Origin of the sequence: Nostoc sp. ChiQUE02, assembly GCF_034531305.2 — a bacterium.
Taxonomy (GTDB): domain Bacteria; phylum Cyanobacteriota; class Cyanobacteriia; order Cyanobacteriales; family Nostocaceae; genus Nostoc.
On record NZ_JAVRBN020000002.1, the window covers coordinates 32,748 to 52,271 of the forward strand.

18 protein-coding genes are annotated in these 19,524 nt (G+C 43.2%); 11 read left to right on the forward strand and 7 right to left on the reverse strand.

Translation table 11 applies throughout. The annotated features are described in order from the left end of the window. Positions 1-138 precede the first annotated feature (138 nt). Entirely contained in the window at positions 139-1,821 is a 1,683-nt protein-coding gene (locus tag RM347_RS02265; protein WP_322718135.1) for a hypothetical protein, read from the reverse strand. Positions 1,822-2,359: 538 nt separating this feature from the next. Here RM347_RS02265 and psaA point away from each other — a divergent pair. The 7 genes from psaA (at position 2,360) to RM347_RS02300 (ending at position 10,159) form a co-directional block, all read left to right on the forward strand. Next, on the forward strand, positions 2,360-4,618 hold the full coding sequence (gene psaA / locus RM347_RS02270; RefSeq protein ID WP_322717891.1) for a photosystem I core protein PsaA: 2,259 nt from the start codon (positions 2,360-2,362) through the stop codon (positions 4,616-4,618). A 120-nt stretch (positions 4,619-4,738) separates the two neighbouring features. Beyond that, positions 4,739-6,964: a photosystem I core protein PsaB gene (psaB, locus tag RM347_RS02275; protein ID WP_322717892.1), complete on the forward strand. Its 2,226-nt coding sequence runs from the start codon at positions 4,739-4,741 to the stop codon at positions 6,962-6,964. Positions 6,965-7,260: 296 nt separating this feature from the next. Next, entirely contained in the window at positions 7,261-8,217 is a 957-nt protein-coding gene (locus RM347_RS02280; protein ID WP_322717893.1) for a hypothetical protein, read from the forward strand. Continuing rightward, complete coding sequence (locus RM347_RS02285; RefSeq protein ID WP_322717894.1) at positions 8,207-8,413, forward strand: hypothetical protein; 207 nt, start codon at positions 8,207-8,209, stop codon at positions 8,411-8,413. The genes RM347_RS02280 and RM347_RS02285 overlap by 11 nt, the downstream gene beginning before the upstream one ends. A gap of 70 nt (positions 8,414-8,483) precedes the next feature. Beyond that, on the forward strand, positions 8,484-8,714 hold the full coding sequence (locus tag RM347_RS02290) for a DUF433 domain-containing protein (RefSeq protein ID WP_322717895.1): 231 nt from the start codon (positions 8,484-8,486) through the stop codon (positions 8,712-8,714). After that, entirely contained in the window at positions 8,711-9,079 is a 369-nt protein-coding gene (locus tag RM347_RS02295) for a DUF5615 family PIN-like protein (RefSeq protein WP_322717896.1), read from the forward strand. Before RM347_RS02290 ends, RM347_RS02295 begins: the two co-directional genes overlap by 4 nt. A 174-nt stretch (positions 9,080-9,253) precedes the next feature. Further along, entirely contained in the window at positions 9,254-10,159 is a 906-nt protein-coding gene (locus tag RM347_RS02300) for a DNA-methyltransferase (RefSeq protein ID WP_322717897.1), read from the forward strand. 73 nt (positions 10,160-10,232) lie between these two features. Here the strand turns inward: RM347_RS02300 and RM347_RS02305 are convergent, their stop codons facing one another. Together RM347_RS02305 and RM347_RS02310 are read right to left on the reverse strand one after the other, a co-directional pair. Continuing rightward, complete coding sequence (locus RM347_RS02305) at positions 10,233-10,445, reverse strand: hypothetical protein (protein ID WP_322717898.1); 213 nt, start codon at positions 10,443-10,445, stop codon at positions 10,233-10,235. A 432-nt stretch (positions 10,446-10,877) separates the two neighbouring features. After that, the gene (locus RM347_RS02310) at positions 10,878-11,090 is read right to left on the reverse strand and encodes a helix-turn-helix domain-containing protein (protein WP_322718136.1); all 213 of its coding nucleotides are present in this window, start codon (positions 11,088-11,090) and stop codon (positions 10,878-10,880) included. A 482-nt stretch (positions 11,091-11,572) separates the two neighbouring features. On the opposite strand from RM347_RS02310, the gene RM347_RS02315 reads away from it, so the two are divergent. Then, positions 11,573-12,634 carry an SGNH/GDSL hydrolase family protein gene (locus tag RM347_RS02315; RefSeq protein WP_322717899.1) on the forward strand — a complete coding sequence of 354 codons (1,062 nt, stop codon included), beginning with the start codon at positions 11,573-11,575 and terminating at the stop codon, positions 12,632-12,634. Between the two features lie 51 nt (positions 12,635-12,685). Continuing rightward, the gene (locus tag RM347_RS02320; protein ID WP_322718137.1) at positions 12,686-13,042 is read left to right on the forward strand and encodes a DUF4864 domain-containing protein; all 357 of its coding nucleotides are present in this window, start codon (positions 12,686-12,688) and stop codon (positions 13,040-13,042) included. Positions 13,043-13,073: 31 nt separating this feature from the next. Here the strand turns inward: RM347_RS02320 and larE are convergent, their stop codons facing one another. Then, positions 13,074-13,901: an ATP-dependent sacrificial sulfur transferase LarE gene (larE, locus tag RM347_RS02325; RefSeq protein ID WP_322718138.1), complete on the reverse strand. Its 828-nt coding sequence runs from the start codon at positions 13,899-13,901 to the stop codon at positions 13,074-13,076. A 114-nt stretch (positions 13,902-14,015) separates the two neighbouring features. Next, positions 14,016-15,881 (reverse strand): hybrid histidine kinase/response regulator HrmK, encoded by a 1,866-nt coding sequence (hrmK, locus tag RM347_RS02330; RefSeq protein ID WP_322717900.1) that lies wholly within the window; start codon positions 15,879-15,881, stop codon positions 14,016-14,018. Between the two features lie 205 nt (positions 15,882-16,086). On the opposite strand from hrmK, the gene RM347_RS02335 reads away from it, so the two are divergent. Then, positions 16,087-16,953 carry a branched-chain amino acid ABC transporter permease gene (locus RM347_RS02335; protein ID WP_322717901.1) on the forward strand — a complete coding sequence of 289 codons (867 nt, stop codon included), beginning with the start codon at positions 16,087-16,089 and terminating at the stop codon, positions 16,951-16,953. Positions 16,954-16,974: 21 nt separating this feature from the next. Here RM347_RS02335 and RM347_RS02340 read toward each other — a convergent pair whose 3' ends face one another. After that, positions 16,975-17,112: a photosystem I protein PsaX gene (locus RM347_RS02340; RefSeq protein WP_322717902.1), complete on the reverse strand. Its 138-nt coding sequence runs from the start codon at positions 17,110-17,112 to the stop codon at positions 16,975-16,977. A gap of 154 nt (positions 17,113-17,266) precedes the next feature. Then, complete coding sequence (gene lipA, locus RM347_RS02345) at positions 17,267-18,232, reverse strand: lipoyl synthase (RefSeq protein ID WP_322718139.1); 966 nt, start codon at positions 18,230-18,232, stop codon at positions 17,267-17,269. 366 nt (positions 18,233-18,598) lie between these two features. On the opposite strand from lipA, the gene RM347_RS02350 reads away from it, so the two are divergent. Further along, positions 18,599-19,252 (forward strand): response regulator, encoded by a 654-nt coding sequence (locus tag RM347_RS02350; protein ID WP_322718140.1) that lies wholly within the window; start codon positions 18,599-18,601, stop codon positions 19,250-19,252. Positions 19,253-19,524 lie beyond the last annotated feature (272 nt).

A 19,524-nucleotide genomic window follows, 5' to 3' on the forward strand; every position in this document is an offset into this window, starting at 1 on the left:
ACTTGAAATAAAGTTCAAGTCTGCGAGAGGTTTGTCAACCCCCTAGAAAACTAGATTGTTTCTCTTAAGGCATAGCGAATGCCGTTCGTTGGAAGCTCGCGTCATATTACTGATTTCCATGACGTGAAATAAACTGAATTATTTCACTTCTCCTTTTTCGGGTAACGGTGTTGATTGAGGATTTGGCGTCACCTCTGGTTGTAGGTTTGGTAGTGGCGTAATTGTTTCTGGTGCTGGAGGCTCAATAATCTCTGGTAGCGTCGGTGGCAAGCTAGGAGATGGCGCAACTGGTGCTTCTAGGGTGGGAGTCTTGCCCGTTCGACGGTTGAAAAATCCGCCAAATCTAGGTTTTGTTGGCTGAGGCGCAACTTTTTCGGGTAACGGCGTTGATTCAGGAGTTGGTGTTGCCTCTGGCTGTGGTTCTGGTGTTGGTGTAATTATTTCTGGTGCTGGTTCCGGTACTGGAGACTCAATAATCTCTGGCAGCGTCGGTGGCAAGCTAGGAGATGGCGCAACTGGTGCTTCTGGGGTGGGAGTCTTGCCCGTTCGACGGTTGAAAAATCCGCCAAATCTAGGTTTTGTTGGCTGAGGTGTAACTTTTTCGGGTAACGGCGTTGATTCAGGAGTTGGTGTTACCTGTGGCTGCGATTCTGGTATCGGAGACTCAATAATTTCTGGTGGTGTTGGAGACAAAGTGGGAGATGGTACAGCCGTTGGAACTTCTAACTTTGGTTTTTCTGGCTGTATTTTGGATTCTTGTGGAACTTCAGTTTCAGGAATCGGCTGTTTTTCTACCTTCGGTTGTATTTGGGGGGTTTTTTCAACGGACGGCGTGGGTGTAGGTTTAGGTACAAGTCTATCATTTGGGTCTACAATACCGCGCACCTCATCTGCTGTGAGTTCTCCTCTCACAATTCTTGATAGAGTATCTTTACCCTTTGGCTGGTAGTCAATCAATCTAACTGTGGTATTAAAAGCATTTTTGACAGGATTTCCCTGGTTATTGAGAAATTCCAGTTTTACCCAGTTTTTTCCTGGACGGAAGCCTTTAAGGTAAACTGCTTGCCAGCGATCGAAAATAAAGCTTTCACCATTAATTGTGCAGCGGATGCGCCAATCACTGAACTCGTCGTTGGCGTTTTCCTTGCCAACGAGGTGCAGCGGAGCGTTAGTTAGGTAAAAGTCCAGTAATATTGGTTCTGCTCCGTAGCTGCTTTGAGGACGGCTGTAAGTTAGCAGCGGTAATTTGAAATCTGGGTTGTTGTCGTCAGTTTTGGTGAAGACGTGAAATGTTGTCTGGGCATAAGCGCCTTCATTTTTAAAGCTTTCATGCCAAGGACGGGAGGCAAAGACGCGCAGGGTATGAGTACCTGGAGACAAGTCTGGTAAAACCAAGGGCTGATTCAGGTCGTAGACAGGTATATAAGGTTGGTTATCCAGAATTACGTGTAGATGGGGCCCCAGTTGTAATTGTGGGTCTTTAAATATTGGTAGATCCTTAACCTGAAAACTAGCTGTGACTTTGTTATCTTGGAGAACTTCATCAGACTGTGGAGTAACAATTGTCACTTGTGGCTGATAAACTTCCAAAATTGAACGCAGTTCTTGGATAACAGATGGTGGGGAAACTTCCGAAAATTGCTTTGAGATTTGAGAAATCTGTGGAGAGTTTTCTCTATAGCCAGTAGATACTTCCTGACTAGCGACTTTCTCGCCACAACTGGTCAAGCTTAATACCAGCACCAATGTCATTACCCACCTGAGAATCGGGAACCTCTCAGGGAGGAGCTTCTCTAAGACCCTTTTCTGCCACGAGTTCATGCGTTGCACCCAGTAATAGTCTTCGATAATTGACAGATTATTTTGGCTCAAACTGTCCATAGGGAACTATAGCCCAAAAGGTGAAATCTGCCTCACATCCCATGATTTTTCCTGTGTCTCTCAGGAAATTTTCAAATTAAGTCATATTCTTTACAGCTTTTTACTTATAACAATTGAAAGATGACACAAATATTTACGAGTGATAGCAACAAAAGCTCGAACATTGGCTACATACAGCCAAACCATAAACTTTGCGAATTGTTATTCTTTGTAAATTAAATGGATAATCTATTGACTTTTGGACAAATAGTTTGAAGTTAAAAGCCAGATCAGGCAGGAATTCCAGCAATATTCCAGCAAGTTTGAATTATTGTTAAAATATCTCCAACAATGTACAAGTGAAGACTCTATAATTCAACGAGAAACAACTCTCCACATCGGGTCTTCATCGCGGCTTCAGTAAAATTCTGGAGTTTGTGGTAATGGTTAACTTTGTGGTATTCATGATTCCTCATTCCTTATCAAGAGAGGAGGTCGAATGACAATAAGTCCTCCGGAGCGAGAGGAAAAGAAGGCAAGAGTAATCGTCGATAATGACCCAGTTCCAACCTCTTTCGAGAGATGGGCAAAACCTGGACACTTTGACAGATCCTTAGCCAGAGGTCCCAAAACCACCACATGGATTTGGAACCTGCACGCACTCGCCCATGATTTTGATACACATACAAGCGATTTAGAAGATATCTCCCGCAAGATATTCTCAGCCCACTTCGGCCACTTGGCTGTAGTGACAATCTGGTTGAGCGGGATGATTTTCCACGGCGCGAAGTTTTCTAACTACGAAGCTTGGCTAAGCGACCCGTTGAACGTTAAGCCTAGTGCTCAAGTTGTTTGGCCCATTGTGGGACAAGACATTTTAAACGGTGATGTTGGCGGTGGTTTCCACGGTATTCAAATCACCTCCGGTTTGTTCCAAGTATGGCGTGGCTGGGGTATCACAAACTCCTTCCAGCTTTATGTAACTGCGATCGGTGGCTTGGTATTAGCAGGCTTATTCTTATTTGCCGGCTGGTTCCACTACCACAAACGCGCTCCCAAACTGGAATGGTTCCAGAATGTGGAGTCAATGCTGAATCACCACTTGCAAGTATTGCTAGGTTGTGGTTCCTTGGGATGGGCAGGTCACTTAATCCACGTGTCCGCACCGACCAACAAGCTTTTGGATGCAGGCGTTGCTCTCAAAGACATACCCTTGCCCCACGAGTTCATCTTGAACAAAGACTTGTTGACCGAGTTGTATCCCAGCTTTGCTGCTGGTTTAGCACCTTTCTTCACCTTGAACTGGGGTCAGTATGCTGACTTCCTCACCTTCAAGGGCGGTCTGAACCCAGTAACAGGCGGCTTGTGGTTGACTGATATTTCCCATCACCACTTAGCGATCGCAGTTCTCTTTATCGTTGCTGGTCACCAGTACCGTACCAACTGGGGTATTGGTCACAGCATTAAAGAGATCCTCGAAAACCACAAAGGTCCTTTCACTGGTGAAGGTCACAAAGGTCTCTACGAAAACCTGACCACATCCTGGCACGCTCAGTTGGCTACTAACCTAGCCTTCTTGGGTTCGCTGACCATCATCATTGCGCATCACATGTACGCGATGCCCCCCTATCCATATTTGGCAACTGATTACGCTACGCAGTTGTGCATATTCACTCACCATATTTGGATCGGTGGCTTCTTGATTGTTGGTGGAGCAGCTCACGCTGCGATCTTCATGGTGCGGGATTACGATCCAGTTGTGAATCAAAACAACTTACTGGATCGGGTAATTCGTCACCGTGACGCGATTATTTCTCACCTGAACTGGGTGTGTATTTTCCTCGGCTTCCATAGCTTTGGACTTTACATCCACAACGACACAATGCGTGCATTGGGTCGTCCTCAAGACTTGTTCTCTGATACAGGGATTCAATTGCAGCCAGTATTTGCCCAGTGGATACAAAATATCCATGCCTTGGCTCCTGGTACAACTGCACCCAATGCCCTAGAACCAGTTAGCTATGTCTTTGGCGGCGGTATTTTGGCTGTTGGCGGTAAAGTGGCAGCTGCACCCATTGCTTTGGGCACAGCGGACTTCCTAATTCACCACATTCACGCTTTCACCATTCACGTCACCGTCCTAATTCTGCTCAAAGGTGTGCTGTACGCCCGTAGCTCTCGTCTGATTCCAGACAAGGCAAACTTGGGCTTCCGCTTCCCCTGCGACGGTCCTGGTCGTGGCGGTACTTGTCAAGTGTCTGGTTGGGATCACGTATTCCTCGGACTTTTCTGGATGTACAACTCCCTGTCTATTGTAATTTTCCACTTCAGCTGGAAGATGCAATCAGATGTTTGGGGAACCGTAGATGCAGATGGGACTGTAACTCACATCACTGGTGGTAACTTTGCCCAAAGTGCGATTACCATCAACGGTTGGTTGCGAGACTTCTTGTGGGCACAAGCTACACAAGTCATCAATTCCTACGGCAGCGCGCTATCTGCCTATGGTCTACTCTTCTTAGGCGCTCACTTTGTCTGGGCATTCAGCTTGATGTTCCTGTTCAGTGGTCGCGGCTACTGGCAAGAACTGATTGAGTCCATTGTTTGGGCGCATAACAAACTGAAGGTAGCACCAGCAATTCAGCCTCGCGCTCTGAGCATTATTCAGGGTCGGGCTGTAGGGGTAGCTCACTACCTCTTGGGAGGAATTGCCACAACCTGGGCATTCTTCCATGCACACATCCTTTCAGTAGGGTAGCAATCAGTTGTGGAGTGCTGAGTGCTGAGTGCTGAGAAAATACTCAAAACTTGGTACTCAGAACTCAGGACTCTAGACGCTGGTATTTGATGGCTAAAGGTCAGAGGATTTATTAAACCTATGGCGACAAAATTTCCGAAATTTAGCCAGGATCTCGCACAGGACCCGACGACTCGTCGGATATGGTATGCGATCGCTACAGGCAACGACTTTGAAACCCATGATGGCATGACGGAAGAAAATCTTTACCAAAAGATTTTCGCAACTCACTTCGGTCACTTGGCAATCATCTTCCTGTGGGCATCCAGCCTCCTGTTCCACGTAGCCTGGCAAGGTAACTTTGAACAGTGGATTAAAGATCCCCTTCATATCCGTCCCATCGCCCATGCGATTTGGGACCCCCACTTTGGTAAACCAGCGATCGAAGCTTTTACCCAAGCGGGCGCTAGCAATCCGGTAAACATTACCTACTCTGGTCTCTACCATTGGTGGTACACCATCGGTATGCGGAATAACGGCGAACTGTACAACGGTTCAGTGTTCTTGCTGTTATTCGCTGCTGTATTACTCTTTGCTGGTTGGCTGCACTTGCAACCCAAATACCGTCCTAGCTTGGCATGGTTTAAGAGTGCTGAACATCGCCTAAACCACCACTTAGCAGGTTTGTTTGGTGTTAGTTCATTGGCTTGGGCTGGTCACTTAATTCACGTTGCTGTCCCCGAATCTCGCGGTCAGCACGTAGGTTGGGATAACTTCTTAAATACCCCACCCCACCCAGCCGGTTTGACACCATTCTTTACAGGCAACTGGGGTGTTTACTCTCAAAACCCTGACACTCCTGGACATATCTTCGGGACATCGCAAGGTGCAGGAACTGCAATTCTGAGTTTCTTGGGTGGTTTCCATCCCCAGACAGAAGCTTTGTGGCTGACTGACATAGCTCATCACCACTTAGCGATCGCAGTTTTATTCATCGTTGCTGGTCACATGTACCGGACAAACTTTGGGATTGGTCACAGTCTCAAGGAAGCATTAAATGCCAAGAATTTCTTTGGCATTCCTGTTGAAGGACCGTTCAACCTACCTCACCAAGGTATTTACGACACCTACAACAACTCCCTGCACTTCCAATTGGGATGGCACTTAGCAGCGCTAGGTGTTGTTACTTCCCTGGTAGCGCAGCACATGTACTCCATGCCTTCCTACGCATTTATTGCGAAGGACTACACAACCCAGGCAGCGTTGTACACGCATCACCAGTATATTGCTGGATTTTTGATGCTTGGTGCTTTTGCCCACGGAGCAATCTTCTGGGTTCGTGATTACGATCCAGAGCAAAATAAGGGCAACGTTCTTGAGCGCGTGCTGAAGCACAAAGAAGCGATTATTTCCCACCTCAGTTGGGTATCCCTTTTCTTGGGCTTCCACACCCTTGGTCTGTACGTACACAACGATGTAGTAGTTGCTTTCGGAACTCCTGAAAAGCAAATCTTAATTGAGCCAGTGTTTGCTCAGTTCGTCCAAGCTGCTAACGGTAAGGTACTGTACGGTTTAGATACCTTGCTATCTAACCCAGATAGTATTGCTTACACAGCATGGCCTAACTACGCTAACGTTTGGTTGCCAGGCTGGTTAGATGCCATCAATGCTGGTACTAACTCCCTGTTCTTAACAATTGGTCCTGGCGACTTCTTGGTACACCATGCGATCGCTTTAGGTCTGCACACCACCACCTTGATCTTGGTCAAAGGTGCTTTAGATGCCCGTGGTTCTAAGCTGATGCCCGATAAAAAGGATTTCGGCTATGCCTTCCCCTGCGACGGCCCCGGTCGTGGCGGTACTTGCGACATCTCAGCTTGGGATTCCTTCTACCTAGCTACATTCTGGATGCTCAACACCATTGGTTGGTTGACCTTCTACTGGCATTGGAAGCATCTAGGTGTTTGGCAAGGCAACGTAGCTCAGTTCAATGAGAACTCTACATATCTCATGGGCTGGTTCCGCGATTACCTCTGGGCTAACTCTGCTCAATTGATCAACGGTTACAACCCCTACGGCGTGAATAACCTGTCTGTCTGGGCTTGGATGTTCTTGTTTGGACACCTAGTTTGGGCTACTGGCTTCATGTTCTTAATCTCCTGGAGAGGTTACTGGCAAGAGTTGATTGAAACCCTTGTTTGGGCACACGAACGCACTCCTCTAGCTAACCTAGTTCGCTGGAAAGACAAGCCTGTGGCTCTGTCTATTGTTCAAGCTCGTGTAGTTGGTCTAGCTCACTTCACTGTTGGCTACATCGTAACTTACGCCGCATTCTTGATTGCTTCTACTGCTGGTAAGTTCGGTTAATTCGGCTGCTAGTTTTGTAGAGAAGTAATAAAAATCCCCTGCCGCAAGGTGGGGGATTTTTTGTTGGATAAATATAAAGGTGGGCAAGATTTGGATTTAATACAATATGAGAGATAATCCAAATACGGTTCAGTTAAGGAGAATGGTAGCTTAAGCTTTTTGGTTCTAACTGAACCCTTATATCCACGTTTCTAAGATAGAAGAATTAAGGATTAGCAAAATGTTTACTTTTATAATTGGAGTTTAAAGGCGGTTATGACTGAAAATATAAATAAAGCAAATAGCTTATTCCCTTAATGAAGGATTGGCAGCCTAGTTTACGTAATCAAGTTATAAGAAATAGTATTGTTATTAATTTAGCAAAACTCGATACTGGATTTTTTAAGCGTTTCGATATTAGTATAGACGCTATATTATCCTTAATAGATTCTTCAAAATATCAATACAAAGATCAGGAGACTTCTGACAAAAGAATACAATTGATACAACAAACTTTCCTTATGGGGTATAGTCATTTAGAGCTTGATAAACTTATAATTCAGTCGGTTGAAACCTCCTTATCTATATCTGCTGAATCTGAATTTATTAAAAAAGGTGAGATTCTCAATCAAAGAGAACAAGAAACTTCAATTATTGAAAAAATTCGTAGTCTTGGAAAGCCATACTATAGTTCCTTTGGAGATTCTGAACAAGAGATTGTTAATGAAATTATTACTTTTCTTGAAGAAAATAATTTTGATTTGAGTATTTCGCAATTTGAACAAATTGAAAAATTTGCCTCAGTTATAGAATTGGATATTTCTCGCTATGAAAAATCTTTATTACAAAATATGCTAAAAACTTTAGAACCACATTATTTAAATGACTTAAATGCCTTTAAAGTTAAGTTGCGTAAATATCCTGATTTGGAAGCATATCTAGAAGAGAAAAAAAATGAATATCAGCAAACCTTAGATATTACTATAGTTTTGAAAAAAATAATTAACAGTAATACCCAGTCAATATCGCCTTGGTTGAAAGCAGATATTGAATTTCTAAATAACTCTACTATTGATGAATATTGTCAATGGCTTCAAGAAGGTGATCCTGATTTATATTCAATGGTTAGGCAATTTTTGGCTCTGGGTTTACCTGCATCCCAAAAGTTAGAACAAGCTATTTGCAGTTTAGCAAAAAGTAGTAACCTCAATAAAATTAGAGCTAAGTTTATTTATAATATAAATATAGATAATATTTATAATAATGAACATTAAACTCCTAGAATCTCTCATACAAGTTATCCTATCTCTCTCTGATCAGGAGCGATCGCTATTGGAAGAAAGATTAATTTTAAATTTATCAGAGCCTTCAACTCGTGAATTAATGCAACTTGCTCAGACTGGTGGAGCCTTTGAATTCCTTAACCATGAACCAGACATATACTCACTAAAAGATGGAGAACCTATCTAAAAAGAAAGCGATGTCTACGACGAGCTACGCCTACGCCTAAAATTAAACTTAATTACAAGCAATCAAAATCATGACAAACTGGCAAGAACGCATTACTCAAAACCCAAATGTATGTCACGGCAAACCGTGTATCAAAGGAACACGCATTATGGTATCAGTCATCCTTGATAACCTTGCCGAGGGACTGACATTTGAGGAAATTGTTCAAGAGTATCCACCACTGGCTTTAGAAGATATCAAAGCAGCTATTGCTTATGCAGCACAACTAACCAGGGAAGAGGAATTGTTGCCACTGCGATGAGTAAAATGAAAGTGAAACTCGACGAGAACATGGCACAAACCCACGTTGAGTTTTTACAGCAAGCTGGTTATAACGCTGACCGTGTGACTGATGAAGGATTGTCTGGTGCTGATGATGACACTATTTGGCAGCAAGTTTGTGCTGAGGAACGATTTTTCATCACCCTTGATTTAGACTTCTCTGATGTTCGTCGCTTTCCACCAGGCACTCATCCTGGTATTCTACTACTGCGTTCCCGTAACCGCAGCCGTCAAACAGTGCTAGAAATTTTGTCTCGTGTTGTACGTGAGCAACACTTAGAAACTCTGAAAGGTTGTCTTGTAGTTGCAGACGAAATGCAAACGCGAATCCGGCGTCCGCAATGATCGCTTTTAGAGGAAATCAAGAATACAGCTAGCTTTTGAATAAATATACTTCTCGGCGTTAGTTTGCGCTTCCCTCTGTGTCCCTCTAGGTTAAAAAAATAACTTTTAAAATTAAATCCTTGGAAAATACCAAAACAAGTTATAACTAGAAAAAACGAGATAATTTTATCACTCTTGCAAGAAGAACCAATAACGCCACCAAAAGAAATAATTTTTAATCCCTCTTATACCCAGCAAAACGGAGCCGCATATTTAGGTGATAGCCTTAAACTTATTAAATTTATTGATGATAATAGTATTAATTTAATTATCACCTCACCCCCATTTGCTCTCACAAGAAAAAAAGAATACGGTAACGAAACTGCTGAAAAATATATTGAGTGGTTTCTACCTTTTGCATCCGAATTTAAAAGAGTACTGGCAGATAATGGCTCATTCGTACTAGATTTAGGTGGTGCTTACCTACCTGGCAATCCCGTGCGGAGTATCTACCAATACGAACTTTTAGTCAGATTATGCAAAGAAGTAGGTTTCTTCCTTGCTCAGGAATTTTACCACTATAATCCGGCTCGACTGCCAACCCCTGCTGAGTGGGTAACAATCAGGCGAATTCGTGTGAAAGATTCAGTAAATACAGTTTGGTGGTTGTCTAAAACACCGAATCCTAAAGCAGATAACAGAAAAGTTTTAAAGCCCTATAGCCAAAGTATGAAACAATTACTCAAAAATGGTTATAAAGCAAAAATACGTCCTAGTGGGCATGATATTTCTGATAAATTCCAAAAGGATAATCAGGGTGCAATTCCGCCAAATTTGCTAGAAATTGCTAATACTGAATCTAATAGTGCTTATTTACGACGCTGCAAAACAGCAGAAATTAGACCCCATCCAGCACGTTTTCCTCAAGGGTTCGCCGAGTTCTTCATCAAATTCTTAACTGATGAAGGTGATATAGTATTAGATCCATTTGCAGGTTCTAATACAACGGGCTTTGTTGCTGAAACTCTGCAACGCCGATGGATATCTTTTGAAATTAATGAGCATTATGTAATGGGAAGTCGTTATCGATTTAGCCAATAACCAAATTAAGTGAAGAGTCAGGAGTGAGGAGTTGAAAATTATAACTCACAACTCATAACTCATAACTACTCCATTATATTTCTCCATTCACCTGCATTTGATGAACTTGATCTGCTAGCTCTTGACGACCTTGTTCATCTAGTTTGTCAATAGCTAACATCCCCATGAGAATAACTTCTTTCAGGGTCAAACGTGTCGAATGTGCCTGTTTTTGCACAATCTCTTTAATAATGGGACTGACACCAATCGCTGTACTAGCTCTAGCCACGGAAGAAAAGGAAAACACTAATGATTCAGCCTAAATCTTAGCACTTTAAATGAGGTTATTCTCTAGAGGTAAAACTTAATTTAAATGTGTTTCAGCTCATACTTCAATGCGTAAACATAAATTTTAAATTACGTAGATAGAGAACAACGGTTCTAGGTACAGGGCACTATCATACTACTGCACAATCTATATTAAAGCCTCAATCATGGTATCAAACGTAAGAGCCTAATTTTTGGATGAAAATAAATTTAACTTTTGTCATTCCAGGATAACGGGTATAGTGCCTGACAGCACTATAGATGACTCCAGAGTTATCCTAAACCTGTTTGATTGAGGGTCAAACCTCTTTTTTGAGTCAGGTTTAAAATTTTCAGGATGGTAAACCTGATGCTTGCTCATTGAAGGCGCACTATCGTATGATATCAATATTCTCAACAGTTAAACTTTTGCCTATTCTTCTAGGATTTCTACTAATTCTTCAATCGTTACATCAAAGGTGCGAGCTAATTTGTGAATGGCAGTAAAGTCAACTGTTGTCATTGCTGGACGACGGGCATAACTTCTAACTGTGCTGTAAATTACCCCAGAACGGTCAGAAACTTCTTTTAGTGTCCATCCTTTCTCTTCTGCTAGTTCTCGAATCTTTAATCTGACTAATCCCATATTTGATAACTGATGCATTTGCACCGCTCAATTTCATATGAGAAATTAAAAAGCGATCGCCTCTGGCTCTAGCAAACTCTCATGCGATCGCCACAATTTACTGAAAACTTAAAATCAAATGCTTATTTCCTATATTAGCAACATCAAAAGCAAAAACCTCTGCCCTGAGATACTCAAAAATCACCCATTCATCGCTGATTTTGCAAACACTTACAATATTTGTGACAACTGAGTTGTAAAAACTGGTTGGCTGATAAAAATAGTGCTTTCAGTAGAAGTATTCTCACAAATAAGACTTGTATACCACCGAGAAAACCGTACTTTAAAGAGATCGTAAATTGTCGAATATAATCTCGTGAACACGCTTTACAGAACTATACAGTGTAAATAAGAATAATAACTTAACCGAAGTAAAATTTTCCTGAATACAGGCAACTAATGCTGTCATAGGGAAAAGCAGTGAGTAGAGGAGAGAGAAAGCGATGAAGGACCCTTATCTGTTGGCAGCAGGCTTGTTAACAGGATTGGCAATACCAGCATCGGCTCTTCCACATCTGTCGATTGTACTGCCAGAAAATTCTAGATTCCTGTGGGATTTAAAACAGGGTTCGCAGACAATAGTCAGTACAAAAATTATCAATAGCGTTGATCTCTCCTTACCAGAACTTAGCGGCCAAGCGTTACAACCCCTAAAAAGTTCGCATTCGCAGCCAACAGTAGATGAGAAAAACGTCTCTAGCGTACCAGAATTCAGCAGTCAGGGATTACCAACCCCAACAGAGTCATTACTCAACCCCAGCGCTCAAGCAGCTGGTCTTTCACTGACATCTGGCAATCAACTTTACTACCAAAGATTGGCGGCTCTGAAAACAGGTCAGATTTATACACGCGTAGATAGTGATAATTTGCAATCTTTGTGGGAGTCGATCAAGAAGCGTCAACTAACTTATGACGACTGGAAAAGTTTACTAGCTTTAGAAGCTAGAGCAATCGCTCAAGGTCAAGGTGCAAATCATCTGAGCATCTTAGTTGGTGATTCTTTGAGTATGTGGTTTCCTAGAGAAAAACTGCCTGCCGGTAAATTGTGGCTGAATCAAGGCATATCTGGAGATACTTCCACTGGCGTTTTAAAAAGATTGGGGGCATTTTCGGCAACGCGGCCAGATGTGATTTACATTATGGCTGGGATTAACGACTTACGAAAAGGCGCTAGTGATGAAACAATTTTGCGTAATTATCGCCGGATTGTCCGTCGTTTACGGCAGGCTCACCCACAAGCTCAAATCATTGTCCAATCAATTTTGCCTACTCGCCTACCAAAACTTTCCAATAGCCGCATTCGTCACATCAACACACAACTAACCCAGATTGCTAAACAAGAAGGCGCTAATTATCTAAATATTTATAGCTGGTTTACAGATATGGAAGGCAATTTGCGCCCAGAGTTGACTACAGATGGGTTGCACTTGTCTCAAGAGGGATATGATGTGTGGCGAACAGCACTACAGCAGATAGAATACAAGCTTACTCAGCGTGAGAATTGAGCGATCGCTTTGCCGACACTTGCCGCGATCGCAATCGCAATTTTGAGATTTATGGAAGTTTCTAATACCGATTCTGTCAATATCCGTTCTGTAATTGAACACCAATTGGCAGCCTTTAAAAAGGATGATGCCCAAGGCGCTTTTGGCTTCGCTAGTCCGGCAATTCAGACGCAATTCGGAACCCCAGAAAATTTTATGCAGATGGTGAAGACGAGCTACCCAGCAGTATACCGTCCTCGTTCTGTCTTTTTTGAGAAGATCACAACCATCCAGGGAAACATAACTCAACCAGTGCTACTACTTGCTCCTGATGGAATTCCCTTGAGGGCTTTATATTTCATGGAAAAACAACCGGATAATACCTGGAGAATTAACGGTTGCTTTCTAGTTTCTCTAGAAGGTAAATAAATATAAACTTTATCTCTATACAACTAAAATTCTATACTTTAACGCCCAAGGCTTCCCGATTTAAAACCTGGTTTAACTTACCACTACGATAACCTTCCAAATCTAAGGTTACGTAGATAAATCCAAAATCTTGAAACGCAGAAACTAATGTTTGTAAATCCGTAGTCAACACAAACTCTTTAATTTGGTCTGGTGGTAATTCAATGCGTGCTGTATCCCCTTCCGATCGCACACGCAAATTCTGCCAACCTAGTTTTCTTAAGAAAATTTCTCCTCTGCCGACTCGCTGTAACTTAGCGACAGTAATCTCTTCACCGTAAGGAAACCGGGAACTGAGGCAAGGTTGAGCAGGTTTGTCCCACCAAGGTAAACCAAGTTGTTGCGACAATTGGCGAACTTCAACTTTAGTGACACCCACTTCTGCTAAAGGCGATCGCGCACCTCTTTCTTTCGCCGCCTGAATTCCTGGGCGATAATCATGCAAATCATCGGCATTTACCCCATCCACTACATAGGGATAACCCAACTGGAAAGCTAAAGGTTTGAGAGTATCGTGCAACTCACTTTTGCAAAAATAACAGCGGTTAACAGGGTTAGAGGTGTAATTGGGATTTTCCATCTCGTGAGTCTGGACGATTTTATGAGGAATCCCAATAGTTGCAGCTTGAATTTTGGCGTCTTCCAACTCTTCTGGCAACAGCGAAGGAGAAACAGCCGTGACAGCCAAAGCGCGATCGCCCAACACATCATAAGCAATTTTGGCAACCAAAGTGCTATCAACGCCCCCAGAGTAGGCAATCAACGCCTGCTCCATTTCTTTAAATAAGGCTCTTAATTGCTCAAATTTTTCTGTCAGCATCATTTCCCAATCCTGCCAAAACCCTACAGCACCCAACAAATTCCATTGTAGTCATTTCCCTCTGCTCGACGGCAGTTGCTCCTGGGGGAAACCCCCAAGACCGCACTGCCTCCCCTACTCCCCTGTTGCTGGCGGTAATCTGTACTTAGCTATCAGACTGGCTAAAAGTGGTAAATCAATTGGTTTAGAAATATAGTCATCTACTCCAGCGGCTAGACAAGTTTCGCGATCGCCTTTCATTGCCATTGCTGTTTGAGCAATTATCGGAATCGTCTGATATTGCCGATTTTCTCGCAGTTGTCGCACCAAGTTAAGACCATTTTCATCTGCCAGATAAACATCCATTAAAATCACCACTGGGTCTAACTGTGTTAGAGCTTCCCACATCTCGCCAGCATTCTTAACCCAAGTCACCTGATATCCTAATTTACGTAGATAAATTTGCATCATATCAGCGTTGGGTAAGTCATTTTCTACCAGCAAAATGTCTACGGAAGAACTAGCGGTGAAAGGTAGAGGAGATGAGAAGTATTTTACTTCCCCTGCTTCCCCTGCTCCCCCTGCCCCCCCTGCTTCCCTTACTCCCCCTCCTCCCCCCACTCCCACCTCTTGCTTAAGGGGAAGTACAAGGGTAAAACGGGAACCGCAATTTACTTCAGATTCCACTTTCACAGAACCACCGTGAATTTGGGCGAGTTTTCGAGTCACTGCTAAACCCAAACCAGTACCTTCACCACCACCAGCAACAGCCTTGGCAATTTGGAAATAGGGTTCAAATAGTTGAGCCTGGTCTTCTTGGGAAATACCAGTGCCAGTATCCCAAACTGTAAAATGCACAAATACACCTTTGGGAACAACTTGTAAGCCAACACTTCCTTTGCTGGTGAACTTTAAGGCATTGAAGAGTAAATTCAACAGCATTTGCTTGAGTCGTAAGGGGTCGGCTACTAGGGTTGTAATATTGGGTTCAAGTTCTAGGCACAGTTTCAAACCCTTATTAGCGGCTTTCTCTTTCACCAGTGCGAAAACATTGCTACATAGCATTGGCACATCAATTGTTTCCCACTGCACCTCCAGCTGATTTGCTTCAATTTTAGAAAGATCCAAAATATCATTAATCAGAGCTAGCAAGTGCTTACCGCTAGACTGAATGATATTTAAATACTCTTGCTGGCGTTCTTTAGTTGGTTCGTACCCTTGGGCTAAAAGCAGGTGGGTAAACCCAATAATAGAACTAAGGGGTGTGCGAATTTCGTGGCTGGTGTTTGCCAGAAACTGATTTTTGAGTTGATTGGTGCGCTCCAATTCTTGATTAGAGTTACTTAACTGTTGATACCGTTGCTGCCAAGACAGGATCTGTCTAAGTTGTACCAAGGCTGTACTACATTGTTTCGCAGACCTTGCCATCAATTGTGATCTGAGTTGAAGTTGTGATTTTATCAGCGACTCAGGATCAGAGTTTAGGGGTGCTGTGGCAATAATTAGCCAGCCTATGACGATGCCAGAATCATCAGCTAACCGCCAAGCGCTCGGTGTTTGTTGATTCTCAAGCTGCTGCAAATCTTCGAGTTTTATGACCTCTTGCAATTTCAACAGCAGTTTTTTTTCTGCTGTCAGCAATTCTATAAATAAAGGTTGTGAGTTTGGGGATAGAGAACAAGAAACATAGCAAACTGTGGCAACAGTTTCTTGTGGTTGAAACAGAGCGATGCCTACGGCACAATCTGTAAGCGCCAAATTACTGCTGTTTACAGCACTGTTAATCTCGTTGACCACAGTTTGGAGAATTTCTGCTTCTGCGGCTCCTGCCTGTGGGACAGTGTTACAAGCAGAAAGCAGGCAATCATTAAGGCGACTTTGCAACTGGTTCAAGCTGCTCTCCAGCCACAACTTGGCGCGAAGTTGCTGAATTGTTGTCAAAAGTTTTGGCGTTGCATCTATCTGTGAGTTCTGGTCTGGTAAGCTTGAGTACTGCTGCATGGTCAACTAGACCGCTGAACAAGTTTAGCTTCGCATAAAAATCCGAAAAGGATTCTATGTATATTAGCGGACAATTCTTTTTTATTTATAAACCATAACTTAATGTTGTTATAAACCATAACTTATGATGTCGAATTTAGCAGCTGTCCAAAAAAATTATTATATGAACCACTGACCTAAAATTTGTTAAAGCAACTTAAGGCTTATGGATACACAATTCGCCCAACTAATCGTTAATGGGATTGCGGTGGGGAGCATTATTGCTCTAGCGGCAGTCGGACTCACTCTTACCTATGGAATTTTACGGTTATCTAACTTTGCTCATGGTGACTTTCTAACTTTAGGAGCCTATCTGACCTGGCTGATAAACACTATTGGAGTCAATATTTGGCTGTCGATGATCCTGGCAGCGGCGGGAACAGTAGCAGCAATGCTGTTATCAGAAAAGTTGCTGTGGTCAAAGATGCGCTCTATCCGTGCTACTTCCACTACGCTGATTATTATTTCTATCGGACTTGCCTTATTTCTTCGCAATGGAATTATTTTTATCTGGGGTGGCAAGAACCAAAATTATAATTTACCTGTTACGCCAGCTTTAGATATTTTGGGTTTAAAGATACCGCAAAATCAATTATTGGTATTGGGGTTGGCGGTGTTAGCAATTTTGGCGCTGCATTACCTGTTGCAAAATACCAAAATTGGTAAGGCGATGCGAGCAGTTGCTGACGATCTGGACTTAGCCAGGGTTTCAGGTATCAATGTTGACCGAGTAATTTTCTGGACTTGGCTAATTGCTGGCACTCTTACGTCATTGGGTGGCAGCATGTATGGGTTAATTACAGCCGTGCGCCCGAATATGGGATGGTTCTTAATTTTACCATTATTTGCCTCAGTGATTCTTGGTGGCATTGGCAACCCTTACGGTGCGATCGCAGCAGCTTTTATTATTGGCATAGTCCAAGAAATCAGTACCCCTTGGCTGGGTTCACAGTATAAACAGGGTGTTGCACTGTTGATTATGATTTTGGTGCTGCTCATTCGTCCCAAAGGTTTATTCAAAGGAACGATTTGAGCAGCACCACTCCACTTCTAATTATTCAATAATGTGGAAATAGTAGGCTGCCACCAGAAAATTGATAGCTAACAAGAACAGTGCCCAGCCTGTGCGATAGGCGTAGGGAGGTTTAGCTCCACTGTCGGCAACTGGGGAATTCTTCGTTTTAGAAGTCATAATGCGGTTCTCCTAATGTCAGGACTTTTTAAGAAATACCAAACTGGTGTACCAAATACTCAAATTCTTTAAGAATATTTGTGTGAAGTTGGGAATTGGGCATGGGGAAAGAGGCAGAGGGGCAGGGAGCAGGGAGCAGAGGGTAAAGAATTTTTTATTCTCCCCCTTGCCCACTGCCCTCTGCCTCCTGCTCCCTTGCTTCATCCCGACTCCCCGCTCCCTCCTCTCCAGCATGATAGGAACTGCGAACCAGAGGCCCAGAACGAACATGGTTAAATCCCATTTCCCATGCTAATCTGCCGAGTTGATCGAATTCCTCTGGAGTCCAATATTTTTGGACTGGCAGATGTTCTAAAGATGGACGCATATACTGCCCGATAGTCAAGCGATCGCACCCCACAGCCCTTAGATCAGCCATTGCTTCAACGACTTCATCAAGTGTTTCTCCGTGTCCCAGCATCAAACCTGATTTGGTGGGAATTGTCGAATCGATTTCTTTGACCATAGCCAGCACCAAAAGTGAGCGATCGTACTTGGCTCCCCGGCGCACTGGCCCAGTTAGCCGCCGCACTGTCTCAATATTGTGGTTGAAACAAGCTGGTTTGGCTTTTACAATCATCGCTATCCGCTGGCGCTGACCTTCTTCCCCTACACCAGCACCACCCCAAAAATCTGGGGTCAGTACTTCAATTTGAGTCTCTGGGTTCAACTGGCGGATAGTCGCGATCGTTTTCACAAAGTGCCCTGCCCCCTGATCGGACAAGTCATCACGGGCTACAGAAGTCAGCACCACATAACGTAATCCTAAAAGCTGCACTGCCTGTGCTACCTTTTGGGGTTCCTCTAAATCAAGAGGCATTGGTGCATGACCTTTATCTACTTGACAGAAAGCACAAGAGCGTGTGCAAGTAGGCCCCATTAGTAAGAAAGTTGCAGTTTTTTGGGCATAGCACTCTCCCCGGTTGGGACAGCGTCCTTCTTCGCAAATCGTGTGAATTTGGCGCTGCTTAATAATGCGTTGTACGGTAGAGATTTCACTGGCTTTGCCAATAGGGCGACGTAACCAGCTAGGCATTGCCGTAATTTCAGACTTTAGTTCGGCTTGTCGTGACGAAATCATAGACATCCAAGCAAGATGCGGATATACAGTAGTGGTCTGTCGATTAACAAATGATAGATAAGAATAGACGCAGGAAGCGGGAAACGCAGGAACGCTCTTAATGAAGTCACCGTGTGCCCATGTCACTATGTCTTTGTGTCCTCATATCTCTTATGCCTTAGATCAAGGCTAAAGCCTTAAATATCACCATGACACAAATTGAAAAGAGCGTAAGCAAAAGTTTTGCAAAACACCTCTATAAATGTCATTTATACCGAAATATACTATCCCCCAATTGCTAGAAATTTTGTATATAGTGGGAGAATTCTCAAGGACAATCGGCAAAGCCGCTATTTACACTTAAAGTTTCTGTTAGAGCAAACAGTCGTGGCAAGCAACAAGATTTTAGTTATCGATGACACTACAGTTGTCAGGGTCAAAGTACGAGAAATGTTGCCTCCGGGCAATTTTGAGGTACTGGAAGCAAAAGACGGTGTGGAAGGACTAAATTTTATCCTTCAGGAAAAACTCAGCCTGATTATGCTGGATTTCCTGTTGCCTAAAATGAGTGGCTGGGAGGTTTTCCAGAAAGTTCAAGCCGATCCGGAGTTAAGGAAAATTCCTTTGGTGATCATGTCTGGTCGCAAGGAAGAAGTAACCGAGAAAATCCAAGAACCATTTGAGTATTTTGAATTTCTGGGCAAGCCTTTTGATCAGAAGCAACTAATTAGCGCAATTAAGTTAGCTATGACCAAGGCGAAACAGCCACGCCCAGAACTAGTCCCAGTAGGAGCAACAGTTGCTGTCAAAAATAGCACATTTGCAACTTCTGGTGTCGCCAATGGTACGGTAGTAGCCCCTAGCGTCGCAAATACTGCGATGCCTACGGCGGCAAGCAACGCAACCCCTAGTGCCGGAGGAGCCTCTGACACAGAAATTAATGCGTTGAATGACAAAATTGTCAAAATGCAAGCAGAAATTGATGGGTTGAAGAAACAGCTAACTCAGGTAGTGACTTTTATTAAACAAAAAATCAAGTAGTATTTGTGCTCGTTATTATTATCGCAGCCCAAAATACCCCGTCTCTAATAACGGGTGTCCGATTAAAAGCGGGTAAAAATAGTTAGTCCAAAAACACTTATGTTGACAAATCATCGTTAACAACAAAATTCAAAAACAGGAAAAAATAACTAGCGATTATCTTCACCTCTATAATTTTTGAATTTTAAATTAGCCGTACTCCTACGGTGAAGCAAGCTATGCGTAGCGTCTCCTTTAGGAGAAGGGCTGTAGGGGAAAGACCGCACTGGCTC